We start from the raw sequence: 12,660 nt of genomic DNA on the forward strand, positions 1-12,660 counted from the left end.
CCGCCCTATCCCCCGGCGGCGGCGAAATATCAGCCCCCCGGGTTGCCAAAAACCTAACCCCCCGTCGCGCCCGTGGGCCTTCCCCCCCCCCCCCCCCCCGCCAAATGGGGGGGGGCCGGTCCAGTCAAGGATGATTATCAGTCCTTGGAGACGAAGCGGGACGGATGGATGTCCATCACATTGTCATCGAAGCCATGCAGCTTCGAGGAAACGATATCGTGGAAGCTGTAGTAGAGAAGCGGAATGTTGCCGACGTCATCGACAAGGATGCGCTCGGCCTCAGTGAGGTCCTTCATGCGCTCTTCCGGCTTGCCGCCGGCAGCCGCGGCCTTGTCCATGGCCGCCTCATATGCCGGGCTGACGTAGTTCGAATAGTTGTTGCCGCTGGCCTTGCGGGTGATGCCGAGGAAGGTCTCGGGATCCTTGTAGTCGGCGATCCAGGCGGCACGCGCCACGTCGTAGTTGCCCTTCTGCTCGAGGAAGGAATAGTGGGTCTTGGTATCGGTGTTGAGCAGCGTGATCTCGACGCCAAGCGGCTTCAACTGTTCCTGGATGGCAACCGCGGTGTTCTTGTGGTTTTCCGAGGTGTTGTAGCGGATCTCCATCTTCAGCGGATGCTCGGGCGTATAGCCGAGTTTCTCAAGGATCTTCTTGGCGGCGTCCTCGCGGTCGATCTGCGGCATGTCGGCGTATTTGGCCATTGCCGGCGTGTAGCCGGCGATGCCCGGAGGCACCATCGAATAGCCAGGCAGCATGGAATTCTGCCAGACCTTTTCGGCCAGGAAGTCGCGGTCGATCGCCATCGAGATGGCGTTGCGCAGCTCGACATTGTCCCACGGTGCCTTGTCGGTCTTGATCGCGTAATAGTAGGTGCCGAGATACGGTCCGACACGGACCTGATCGCCGAACTTGGTCTTGAGGTCAGCGAGCTGTTCGGTCGGCAAGTCGCCGTAGCTGTCGAGTTCGCCGGCCTCGAAGCGCTTCATCGCCGATGAGCGGTCTTCGGTCGGGATGTAGTTGACGACGTCCATCTTGACGGTCGCGGCATCCCAGAATTTCGGATTCTTGACCAGCTTCATGTGGTCGTTGGGAATCCACTCGGCCAGCGTATAGGCGCCGTTCGAAACGAGATTGCCCGCCTTGATCCAGTCGGCGCCGAGCTTGTCGATCGAGGCCTTGTTGACCGGGTAGGTAGCCTGGTGGGTCAGCATCTCCAGGAAGTATGGCGTCGGCGCCTTCAGCGTCACTTCCAGGGTGTTGGCGTCGATCGCCTTGACGCCCATGTCCTCGGGCTTGCCTTTCTTGGTGTTGACTTCCTCGGCGTTCTTCACGGGATAGAGCATGGAAGCGTATTCGGCGGCGGTCGCCGGATCCTCCAGCCTACGGAAGGAATAGACGAAGTCGTCCGCCGTCACCGGGCTGCCATCCGACCACAAGCCGTCCTTGCGCAGCTTGAAGGTGTAGACGGTGCCGTCATCAGATACCGTCCAGCTTTCGGCGGCGCCCGGGATGAGGTTCGTCTTCTGATCGTGCATGACCAGTCCCTGGAACAGGTCGCGTATGATATCGGCTTCGTAGACGGTCGAGGTCTTGTGCGGATCGACCGTCTCCGCTTCGGCGGCGCTGCCTCTGTTATAGACGGTCTCGGCAAGGGCCGGCGTCAGGAACGTGCCTGCGGCAAAGGTCATGGTCGCGGCGACAAGCGTCGCCTTCAGCATATTTTTCAGCATGAAGTCTCTCCCTGTGGCGCTGCCCATCGGCTGCGCCTTACGAGTGTTGACGCCCCGGAACCGATTTCTGGCCCCTTCGAGCGCGCCGCCGGTTCCCGTTCCGGCAGCTGGTGGCAGGAGACTAGACAGACGGAAATATTATTTCAACCGAGTCTTGCTTGACGCTAAGTGAGCATCCTCACCTTAAACCAGCCATAGCTATTCTATATTACAAGGTCCAATTGGGTGCAGCTTGCGGTTGTCCTGTAATTTTGCGTTTTGCCCTCAGCAGTTGTAATTGGCGCAACCATCTGGAAACATTCCAGGAATGGAGTTCGTGGCCAAGCTCAACGAAAGTACCTAAGAAGCCCGAATGGAAAACGTGGCGCCGGTTGCGCGGATCATGATCTTTTTTGAAGCCGGACGGCGTCCCTGAAAGATCAGCCTACCTTGCCGACAAACCAGCCCAGGGCCGGCAGCAACAGCCCCTCCTCCTGCAGGACGGCACCGCCACCCAGGGCGATCGCCTCGACAAGCTGGAGATCCGGCGGCAGTCGCCAGTCGGCCGGCTTGTCGGCGAAATTGAAGACGCAGAGCAATATCTCGTCCTCGCCCTGCCGGATGAAGGCAAGGAAATCGCCGTCGGTATCGAGAAAGCGGATCGGGCCCTTGACCAGCGCCAGATGCGCCTTGCGCAAGGCGAGCATCGTCCGGTAGCCGGCGAGCACGGACTTGTCGTCGGCGTTCTGGATATCGACCGCCCGAGCGCGGTGGCTTTCCGGCACCGGCAGCCAGGGTTTTCCCGAGGAAAACCCGGCATTGTCGGCGCCCGCTTCCCAGACCATCGGTGTGCGGCAGCCGTCCCTGCCCTTTACCCCCGGCCAGAAACGGATGCCGACGGGATCGCGCAGATCCTCGAAGGTCAGTTCCGCCTCCTCCAGCCCAAGCTCTTCGCCTTGGTAGAGACAGATCGAGCCCCGCAGGCAGGAGAGCAAAGCGATAGCGAATGTCGCCACCGCATCTGGATCGCCGCCCGGCCGCGTCCAGCGGCTGACATGGCGCACGACATCGTGGTTGGAGAACGCCCAGCAGACCCAGCCGTCGGCGACAGCTGCCTCGAAGGCCTCGACGCAGCCGCGCACATGGGCGGCTGAGAATTGCGGGCCGAGCAGGTCGAAGGTGTAGCACATGTTGAGCTTGTCGCCGCCGGATGTGTAGGCGGCCAGCGTCTGCAGCGAGCGGCCTTCGTCGCCGACCTCGCCGACACTGGCGCGGCCGTCATATTCGTCGAGCAAAGCGCGGAAGCGCCTGAGGAAATCGAGGTTTTCCGGTTGCGTCTTGTCGAACAGGTGCTCCTGGAAGAGATAGGTGTTGGTTTCGCCGTTGGTGCCGGCGACGCTCGACGCCAGCGGCGGGTTGCTGCGCAGCCAGCGGTCGTGGACATAGTAGTTGACCGTATCCAGGCGGAAGCCGTCGACGCCGCGCTCGAGCCAGAACCGCACCGTCTGCAACAACGCGTCTTGAACCTCAGGATTGTGGAAGTTGAGGTCCGGCTGCGAGGCGAGGAAATTGTGCATGTAGTATTGCCGGCGGGTCGCGTCCCACTCCCAGGCCGGGCCGCCGAAGACCGACAGCCAGTTGTTGGGCGCGTTGCCGTCCGGCCTGGTGTCGGCCCAGACATACCAGTCAGCCTTGGGATTATCCTTGCTGGCACGGCTCTCTACAAACCATTCGTGCTTGTCGGAGGAGTGCGACAACACCTGATCGATGATCACCTTCAGGCCGAGCCTGTGCGCCTCGGCAACCAGCGCGTCAAAGTCGTCGAGCGTGCCGAACATCGGATCGACCGCCTGATAGTCGGAGACGTCGTAGCCCATATCGGCCATTGGCGATTTGAAGAAGGGCGACAGCCAGACGGCGTCGACGCCGAGCGAGGCGACGTGCGCCAGCCGTGGGGTGATGCCTGAGAGGTCGCCGCTGCCGTCGCCGGTGGCGTCCTGGAAGGAGCGAGGATAGATCTGGTAGATGACGCAGCCGCGCCACCAGTCGGCGCTCTGTTCGGGTCCCGGCTGGGCATTGTCGTCGGCCATCACGGACCCTTCCTGGCGCGGGCCTTTGCGGTCCGGCGCTCGATCATGAAACTGACACTGCGGCCGGGCAGCGGCCACGCGAGGTCGACCGCTTGCGCTTCAACAGCCGGCTGCCATTCAAACCCTTGCCGCGCGGGCAGCGTGAAGACGCATTGGCGGCGATCGCCATTGACGATCACAGCCAGGCGGCCTTCCCCGCCATCGCCGAGCAGCATGACGAGGCGATGGCGCGAGCCATCGTTCCAGTCGGCTTCGCCGAGCGGCGCGCCGGTCTCGGTCAGCCACGCGACGTCGGGCACATCAGAACCGTCCGGCGGCTCTCCGGTCAGGAAGCGCGTATCGGAAAGCCCCGGCACCGCGCCGCGCAGAGCTGCGAGCGCCGACACATGGGCTTCCAGCCCGACGTCGCGCCCGGCCCAGTCGAGCCAGGTGATGGCGTTGTCCTGCGCATAGGCGTTGTTGTTGCCCCCTTGCGTGCGGCCGAATTCATCGCCCGCCGTCAGCATGATGGTGCCGCGCGAGGCAAACAGAGTGGCGAGCAGCGCGAAGCGATCATGGGAACGGGCCTCGGCAATCGCCTTGTCCGAGGTTTCGCCCTCGACGCCGTTGTTCCAGGACAGGTTCTCATTGTGGCCGTCGCGGTTCTTCTCGCCATTGGCCTGGTTGTGTTTGGCTTCATAGGCGACGATATCGGCCAGCGTCATGCCATCGTGTGCGGCGATGAAGTTGACCGTGCGGCTGGCGGATTGGCCCTCCCTGCCGAACACATCGGAGGAGCCGGCGAGCCTTGTCGCCAGCGCACCGACCGCGCCGGCATCGCCGCGCCAGAAGCGCCTGACGTCGTCGCGGTAGCGGTCGTTCCATTCGAGGTAAGGCGGCCGGAAATTGCCGAGCTGATAGCCATTCGGGCCGATGTCCCACGGCTCGGCAATCAGCACCCTGTCGGCAAGCATGGGATCGGTTGCGATGGTCTCGAGCAACGGAGCCGCCGGATCGAATACGCCAGCGACGCGGCCGAGGACCGGCGTCAGGTCGAAGCGGAAACCGTCGACGCCGGCATGGCGGACGAAATGGCGCAGCGTGTCGAGTACCATGTCGCGAACGACCGGATGGTCGCAGGCAATGGTATTGCCGGTGCCGGTATCGTTGGCCAACCTGCCGTCCGGCTCGCTGCGGTAGTAGGCTTGATTGTCGAGGCCGCGCAGCGACAGCGTCGGCCCGAGCCGGTCACTTTCGCCGGTATGATTGAAGACGAGATCGAGGATGGTGCCAATGCCAACCCTGCGCAGCACCCCCACAGTATCGCGCAACTCGGCGAGGCCGCCCGGCGCCAGCCGCGGATCGAGCGCCATGAAGGTGACTGGGTTGTAGCCCCATGCGTTGCTGAGGCCGAGCGGCGGTAGATGGCGCTCATCGATCCATGCCGTCACGGGCATTAGCTCAACGGCGGAGACGCCGATCTTTCTGAGGTGTTCGAGGATGGCCGGATGCGCAAGTGCCGCAATGGTGCCGCGCTGCGCTTGGGGCACGTCCGGATGCAGTCTGGTGAAGGAACGGACATTGAGTTCGTAGATCAGGCCGCCCGGCTGGAACAAAGGCGCCTTGGCCGGCAGCGGCTTGGGCAGCGCGCGGGCGACGGTCTTCGGCATCAGCGGCGCGGTATCGGTGCCTTCGTTGCGCCGGGCGGCAAGCCGCCAATGATGCTGGTAGGGCCGGTCTATCTCGACAGCGTAGGGATCAGTGAGCAGCTTGTCGGGATCGAACCACAGCCCGCGCTCCGGCGCATATTCGCCGTCGGCGCGAAAGCCGTAGCGCGTACCCGCGGCAAGGCCGGCGACGAACAGCGCATGGACGCTCTCGCCTTCCGGCTGAAGTTCGAGCCGGTCGATTTCACGGGCGCCGGTGTCGTCGAAGATCGACACCCACAGGCGCCGCGCGGACGACGACCAGGCGGCGAAGCGGATGCCTTCGGGAGTGACCGTTGCGCCGAGCTGGGTCATCGGCGCATCCTCCACCCTCCCCCTTGTGGGGAGGGTCGCGAACGAAGTGAGCGGGGTGGGGGTCGGCGCGGGGAAAGCGCTTTACGAGCACCCGCAACCCGAGCCGCTGCGCGGATCGACCCTCCCCACAAGGGCGAGGGTAAAGACGTCACCACCCTCAAGTAATCACGCTCGGCTTGTTGCGCCCGGTGTGGCTCTTGATCCCGGCGATATCATCGGCAGCCGCGATCAGGTCGGCGAGCGCCTCTTGCGTGTCGAGATCATGCCGCGCTCTGTCCGGCTCGTAGCGCTCGATGTAGACGCGCAGCGTAGCACCCGACGTGCCGGTGCCGGACAAACGAAACACGACACGCGAGCCGCCTTCGAACAGGATGCGGATGCCCTGGTTCTTGCTCACCGAACCGTCGACCGGATCGTGATAGGCGAAGTCGTCGGCATTGGCGATCTTCAGGCCGCGCACGCTGGTGCCGGGCAGCGAGGTCAGCTTGGCGCGCAACTCGTCGACCAGGGCGTTGGCGCGCTCGGTTTCGACCTCCTCATAGTCATGACGTGAATAGTAATTGCGGCCGTAGGTCGCCCAATGTTCGGTGACGACGTCCTTGCAGCTTTCGCCGCGCACGGCCAGGATGTTCAGCCACAACAGCACCGCCCACAGCCCGTCCTTTTCACGGACATGGTTCGAGCCGGTGCCGGCGCTTTCCTCGCCGCAGATCGTTGCCATGCCGGCATCGAGCAGATTGCCGAAGAACTTCCAACCGGTCGGCGTTTCGTAGATGCCGATGCCGAGCTGTTCGGCGACGCGGTCGGCAGCGCCGCTGGTCGGCATCGAGCGGGCGATGCCTTTGAGGCCGTCCTTGTAGCCCGGCGCCAATTGCGCATTGGCGGCAAGCATGGCCACCGAATCCGACGGGGTGACGAAAATGCCCTTGCCGATGATGAGATTGCGGTCACCGTCGCCGTCGGAAGCGGCGCCGAAATCGGGCGCATCCGGTCCCATCATCTCGTCATAGAGATGCTTGGCGTGGACCAGGTTCGGATCCGGGTGATGGCCGCCAAAATCCGGCAGCGGCTTGTAGTTGCGGCAGGTGCCATTCTCCGCGCCGAGCCGGCGCTCGAGGATTTCCTTGGCATACGGGCCGGTGACCGCATGCATGGCGTCGAAGCGCATGCGGAAGCCGTATTTGAAATTGGCGCGGATGGCGTCGAAGTCGAACAGGCTCTCCATCAATTCGGCATAGTCGGTGACCGGGTCGATAATCTCGACCGCCATGCCGCCGGCGGTCACCGTGCCGATCTTGTCGATGTCGATCTGGTCGATGTCGGCGGTCTTGAAGCTCGAAATCGTCTTGGTCTTTTCGAAGATCGCGTCGGTCAGCTTTTCCGGCGCCGGGCCGCCATTGCCGGCATTGTACTTGATGCCGAAATCCTCGTGCGGGCCGCCCGGATTGTGACTGGCCGACAGGATGATGCCGCCGAAGGTCTTGTATTTGCGGATGACATGCGACGCCGCCGGCGTCGACAATATGCCGCCCTGCCCGACCATCACCTTGCCGAAGCCGTTGGCCGCCGCCATGGCGATGGCCTTCTGGATGACCTCGCGGTTGTAGAAGCGGCCGTCGCCGCCGATCACCAGCGTCTTGCCCTCAAAGCCCTCCAGCGCGTCGAAGATCGACTGGATGAAGTTCTCGGCATAGTGCTCCTGCTGAAAGACAGGCACCTTCTTGCGCAGGCCGGACGTGCCGGGTTTCTGGTCGAGATAGGGTTTGGTGGCGACGGTCCGGATCATGCTTCAGGCAACCCTTTTCGAAAGCAGCAGGCGGTAGAGTTCAACGTATTTGTCGGCGCTCTTGTCCCAGGAGACATCGGCCTTCATGCCCTGGCGCTGGATCTGTTCCCAGACGGCCGGGCTCGAATGCGCATCGACCAGCCGGCGGATGGCGTGCAGCATGGCGCCGCCACTATTGGGCGCGAACTGGAAGCCGGTGGCGACACCGGCCGAGATCGCTGCTTCATTGGCGTCGATGATGGTGTCGGCAAGGCCGCCGGTGCGGGCGACGACCGGCACGCAGCCATAGCGTAGGCCGTAAAGCTGGGTCAGCCCGCAAGGCTCGAAGCGCGACGGGATGACGATGGCGTCGCAGCCGCCCTGCATGGCGTGGGAAAGCCCCTCGTCATAGCCGACGACGACGCCGACACGGCCGCGATGGCGGGCGGTGGCAGCCAGCAGCGCGCCTTCCAGGCCGGCGTCGCCTGAGCCGAGGATCGCCAGCCGCGCGCCGGTGGCGACGACGCCGTCGACCACAGCCGCCAGTATGTCCATGCCCTTCTGCCAGGTCAGCCGGCTGACGACGCAGACGATCGGACTGTCGTCGCGCTCGAGGCTGAAGCGGTCCTCGACAACCGCCCGGTTGGGAAGGCGAGCCTTCAGCGTCGCGGCGGAGTAGGCCGACACCAGATGCTTGTCGGTCTCCGGGTTCCAGATGTCGGTGTCGATGCCGTTGACGATGCCGTAGAGGTCGGAAGAGCGCATGTTGATGAGGCCGTCGAGGCCCATGCCGAATTCCGGCGAGCGGATTTCTTGGGCATAGGTGGGGCTCACCGTGGTGATCGCCCAGGCCGCCTGCAGGCCGGCCTTGAGGAAGCCGACGCCGCCATAATATTCGACGCCGTCAAGCGCCATCGCCGCGGCCGGCAAGCCGAGCTCGCCAAAAATGCCGGCGCCGAACTGACCCTGGAAGGCAAGGTTGTGAACGGTGATCAGCGACGGTACGCCGACCGCCTTGCCGTAGCGCATGTAAGCCAGCGTCATCGCCGACTGCCAGTCATGGGCGTGCACCAGGTCGGGCTGGTAGCCGGAGATGGCGCCGCCGGCGATATCGCCGCCGACCTGGCTCAACGCTGCGAAGCGCCGCCAATTGTCGGGCCAATCGGCGCCGGCCGCATTGCCGTAAGGGCCGCCGGGACGGTCGTAGAGATGCGGCGCGTCGAGCACGAACAGGTCGAGCCCGGCGATCTTGACGGCATGGACCGAAGCCTTGCCGCCCTGCAGCAGCGGGTATTGGTAGACAGCCTTCTTTTTCTTGAAGGCGTCCATCACCTGGGGAAAGCCGGGGATGAGCGTGCGCATGGTCACGCCCTTGGCGGCCAGCGCGATCGGCAATGCACCGGTCACATCGGCAAGTCCGCCGGTCTTGATCAGCGGGAATATCTCGGGCGTGACCGACAGAACCTGCATGCGTTTATGGTATCCCGTCTTACAGCTTCAGCTTGTCGATCATGTCCTGCGTGACCAGGCAGATGCCCTTTTCCGAGACCCGGAAACGCTTGGCGTCGAGAACAGGGTCTTCGCCAACCACCAGCCCCTCCGGTATCCTTACACCGTGGTCGATGACGACGCGCTTCAACTTTGCGTTCCGGCCGACATGAACGTCGGGCAGCATGACGACCTCTTCCAGCGTCGAATAGGAGTTGATGCGCGCCCCGGTGAAGATCAAGCTGCGCTTCAGCGAAGCACCCGAGACGATGCAGTCGCCTGAGACCAGCGAGGAGACGGCCGAACCGCGCCGGCCATCCTCGTCATGCACGAACTTTGCCGGCGGCTTCAATTCGGCATAGGTCCAGATCGGCCAGTCGCGGTCGTAGAGGTCGAGTTCGGGAGTGATGTCGGTAAGGTCGATATTGGCTTCCCAGTAGGCGTCGACCGTGCCGACATCGCGCCAATAGGCTTCGTTCTCGGCCGTCGAGCGCACGCAGGACTTGGCGAAGCGATGCGCGATCGCCTTACCGTGCTGGACGATGTAGGGGATGATGTCCTTGCCGAAGTCGCGGCTCGAACCCGGCTCGGCCGCATCGCGGCGCAGTTGTTCCATCAGGAACTTGGTCTTGAAGACATAGATGCCCATGGAGGCCAGCGCGAATTCCGGCTTGTCGGGAATGCCGGGCGGGTCGGCGGGCTTTTCGACGAACGCGATGATGTTGTCCTTGCCGTCGACATGCATGACACCGAAGCCGGTCGCTTCCAAGCGCGGCACTTCGAGGCAACCGACAGTGACGTCGGCATTAGCGTCGACGTGCTGGCGCAGCATCAGCTCGTAGTCCATCTTGTAGATATGGTCGCCGGCCAGGATCACCATGTATTCGGGGCCATAGGCCTCGATGATGTCGATGTTCTGGTAGACGGCGTCGGCGGTGCCTTCATACCACTGGGTTTCCGAGACACGCTGCGAGGCCGGCAGGATGTCGAAGCTTTCGTTTCGCTCCGGGCGCAGGAAGTTCCAGCCGCGCTGCAGGTGGCGGATCAGCGAATGCGCCTTATACTGGGTGGCGACACCGAGGCGACGAATGCCGGAATTCAGCGCATTGGACAGCGCGAAATCGATGATGCGCGTCTTGCCGCCGAAATAGACGGCCGGCTTGGCCCTGCGGTCGGTCAATTCCTTAAGCCGGCTGCCGCGGCCGCCGGCCAGCACATAGGCCATGGCATCGCGCGCCAGCGGCTGGGTTCTCTTCAAGTCTGCCATTTTTACCCTCCCAAATTACCAGTCTGGAGCATCGCCCGGTCCGCAACGAGTCGACGGACCTAATCCGAAACGAGTTGACGGACCTAGCCCGCAACGAGTTCAAGCATGATCGTCGACAGCGGCGGCAAAAGCATCGTTGCCGAAATGCCTCCTCCTTCCGCCCTGGCTTCGACCACACCGCCATTGCCCTTGCCCGAACCACCGTAGTCCGAAGCGTCGGTGTTGATGATTTCGCGCCATTTGCCGACCTTGGGCAATGGCACGCGATAATTGTCGCGCGGCACTGGCGTGAAGTTGGAAATGACGGCGATCGGGTTGCCGCCGGGCGCGCTGCGCAGCCAGGCGAAGACCGAATTTTCCTTGTCGTCGACGATCAGCCAGGAGAAGCCGTCCGGCTCGCAGTCGCGCGCATGCAGCGCCGGGCGCGAGCGGTAGAGATAGTTGAGGTCGCGCACCGTCTGCCAGACGCCGCGATGCGGGTGGAAGTCGAGCAGGTTCCAGTCGAGCGCGCGCGCCTCGCTCCACTCGCGGCGCTGGGCGAATTCCTGGCCCATGAACAACAGCTTCTTGCCGGGATAGCCCCACATGAAGGCATAGAAGGCGCGCAAAGTCGCGAACTTCTGCCAGTCGTCGCCGGCCATCTTGCCGAGCAGCGTGCCCTTGCCGTGCACGACCTCGTCATGGGACAGCGGCAGCACGAAATTCTCGGAGAAGGCGTAGGTCAGGCCGAAGGTCAGGTCGTTGTGGTGATGTTTGCGGAAGATCGGCTCCTTGGCGAAATACTCCAGCGTGTCGTGCATAAAGCCCATGTTCCATTTGAAGCCGAAGCCCAGCCCGCCTTCATGCACCGGCGCCGAGACCTTCGGCCATGAAGTCGATTCCTCGGCGATGGTCATCACGCCGGGATGGTGGCCGTAGACCTCCTTGTTCATCTTCTGCAGGAAGGAGACTGCTTCGAGGTTTTCGCGGCCGCCCTTCTCGTTGGGGATCCACTCGCCGGCCTTGCGCGAATAATCGAGGTAGAGCATCGAGGCCACCGCATCCACGCGCAAACCGTCGACATGGTATTTCTCGGCCCAGAACAGCGCGTTATTGACGAGGAACGACACCACCTCGCGGCGGCCGAAATTGTAGATCGCGGTGTTCCAGTCGGGATGAAAACCCTTGCGCGGATCGGCATGCTCATAAAGCGCTGTGCCGTCGAAATTGGCCAGGCCATGCGCGTCGACCGGGAAATGCGCCGGCACCCAGTCGAGGATGACGCCGACGCCGGCGCGGTGCGCACCGTCGACGAAACGGGCGAAGCCGTCGGGGTCGCCGAATCGCGCCGAGGGGGCATAAAGTCCGGTTGTCTGATAACCCCATGACGGGTCATAGGGATGTTCGGAGATCGGCAGGAACTCGATGTGGGTGAAGCCGGTCTCGACAGCATAGGGGATGAGCTGGTTGGCGAGTTCGTCCCATGACAGGAAGCTGCCATCATCGTGCTGCTGCCACGAACCGGCATGGACCTCGTAGATCGATATGGCTTCGCGCCGCGGATCGGCCTTTCGCCAGTAATTGCGATGCGCCTCGTCGCCCCATTCATGCGCCGGCGGCACCGCCGTCACGGATGCTGTGGCCGGGCGCAGTTCAGACTTGAAGGCGAACGGATCGGCCTTGAGCGGCAGGCGCACGCCGTCGGGGGCAATGATCTCGTATTTATAGGGGTGGCCGGCGCCGATATCGGGAATGAACAGCTCCCAGATGCCGGTGTCGCGGCGGTCGCGCATCGTGTGCCGGCGGCCGTCCCATTCGTTGAAGTCGCCGACCACCGAGACACGCCGCGCATTGGGCGCCCAGACGGCGAAGTGTACGCCGGAGGCGCCCTCGTGATCGATGAGATGAGCGCCGAGCTTGTCGAACAGCCTGAGATGCGATCCTTGGGCGATGTAATAATCATCCATCGGGCCGAGTACCGGGCCGAAGGAATAGGGATCGGTCAGCCACCAGTCGCCGCCGGCATTCTTGGCGTGATAGCGCAGCGGCTGACGCTTCTTGATCGACAGTCTGCCTTCGAAGAAACCGGCGTCGTCGCGCCGCGTGAGTTCGCCGGCGTTCTTGCCGGCCAGCGTGTATGCGGTGACGAACTCGGCATTGGGGACGAAGCAGCGGGCAACCAGGCTCTTGCCGGCATCATGCACGCCCAGGATTGCAAAAGGATCGCCATGCGTGCCTGCAACAATTGCGGCGACATCGCCGGCTGACGCCAGCCCGTCCGACCCGCTCGTCGTCGCGGTCGCGCGCGGTTTCTTCATCAGGCGGTGTCCCTCCCTGGGAACCAGTTCTTGTGCACAAGACC

General features: G+C 63.5%; 7 protein-coding genes. All 7 read right to left on the reverse strand.

Annotated elements, in window-relative coordinates; genetic code table 11:
- Positions 1 to 137 precede the first annotated feature (137 nt).
- Positions 138 to 1,730, reverse strand: a complete 1,593-nt coding sequence (locus tag NKI05_RS28530) for a peptide ABC transporter substrate-binding protein (RefSeq protein ID WP_023670734.1) — start codon at positions 1,728 to 1,730, stop codon at positions 138 to 140.
- Between the two features lie 419 nt (positions 1,731 to 2,149).
- Positions 2,150 to 3,799 (reverse strand): beta-galactosidase BglA, encoded by a 1,650-nt coding sequence (gene bglA / locus NKI05_RS28535; protein WP_023816487.1) that lies wholly within the window; start codon positions 3,797 to 3,799, stop codon positions 2,150 to 2,152.
- Entirely contained in the window at positions 3,799 to 5,799 is a 2,001-nt protein-coding gene (gene glgX / locus NKI05_RS28540; protein ID WP_023816488.1) for a glycogen debranching protein GlgX, read from the reverse strand. The genes bglA and glgX overlap by 1 nt, the downstream gene beginning before the upstream one ends.
- 157 nt (positions 5,800 to 5,956) lie before the next feature.
- Entirely contained in the window at positions 5,957 to 7,585 is a 1,629-nt protein-coding gene (locus NKI05_RS28545) for an alpha-D-glucose phosphate-specific phosphoglucomutase (protein ID WP_023752773.1), read from the reverse strand.
- Positions 7,586 to 7,588: 3 nt separating this feature from the next.
- Positions 7,589 to 9,034, reverse strand: coding sequence for a glycogen synthase GlgA (glgA, locus tag NKI05_RS28550; RefSeq protein WP_023816489.1), 1,446 nt, complete (start codon positions 9,032 to 9,034; stop codon positions 7,589 to 7,591).
- 19 nt (positions 9,035 to 9,053) lie between these two features.
- Positions 9,054 to 10,319 (reverse strand): glucose-1-phosphate adenylyltransferase, encoded by a 1,266-nt coding sequence (gene glgC / locus NKI05_RS28555; RefSeq protein ID WP_023715696.1) that lies wholly within the window; start codon positions 10,317 to 10,319, stop codon positions 9,054 to 9,056.
- Positions 10,320 to 10,402: 83 nt separating this feature from the next.
- Complete coding sequence (glgB, locus tag NKI05_RS28560; RefSeq protein ID WP_023725234.1) at positions 10,403 to 12,616, reverse strand: 1,4-alpha-glucan branching protein GlgB; 2,214 nt, start codon at positions 12,614 to 12,616, stop codon at positions 10,403 to 10,405.
- Between the last annotated feature and the right edge of the window lie 44 nt (positions 12,617 to 12,660).

Origin of the sequence: Mesorhizobium sp. M0771 (genome assembly GCF_040320155.1) — a bacterium.
Lineage (GTDB): Bacteria > Pseudomonadota > Alphaproteobacteria > Rhizobiales > Rhizobiaceae > Mesorhizobium.

Excerpts from the sequence above, each read along its gene's own strand:
- bglA (WP_023816487.1), bottom strand. The coding sequence starts at position 3,799 with ATGGCCGACGACAATGCCCAGCCGGGACCCGAACAGAGCGCCGACTGG.
- NKI05_RS28545 (WP_023752773.1), bottom strand. The coding sequence starts at position 7,585 with ATGATCCGGACCGTCGCCACCAAACCCTATCTCGACCAGAAACCCGGC.
- glgB (WP_023725234.1), bottom strand. The coding sequence starts at position 12,616 with ATGAAGAAACCGCGCGCGACCGCGACGACGAGCGGGTCGGACGGGCTG.
- glgX (WP_023816488.1), bottom strand. The coding sequence starts at position 5,799 with ATGACCCAGCTCGGCGCAACGGTCACTCCCGAAGGCATCCGCTTCGCC.
- glgA (WP_023816489.1), bottom strand. The coding sequence starts at position 9,034 with ATGCAGGTTCTGTCGGTCACGCCCGAGATATTCCCGCTGATCAAGACC.
- NKI05_RS28530 (WP_023670734.1), bottom strand. The coding sequence starts at position 1,730 with ATGCTGAAAAATATGCTGAAGGCGACGCTTGTCGCCGCGACCATGACC.
- glgC (WP_023715696.1), bottom strand. The coding sequence starts at position 10,319 with ATGGCAGACTTGAAGAGAACCCAGCCGCTGGCGCGCGATGCCATGGCC.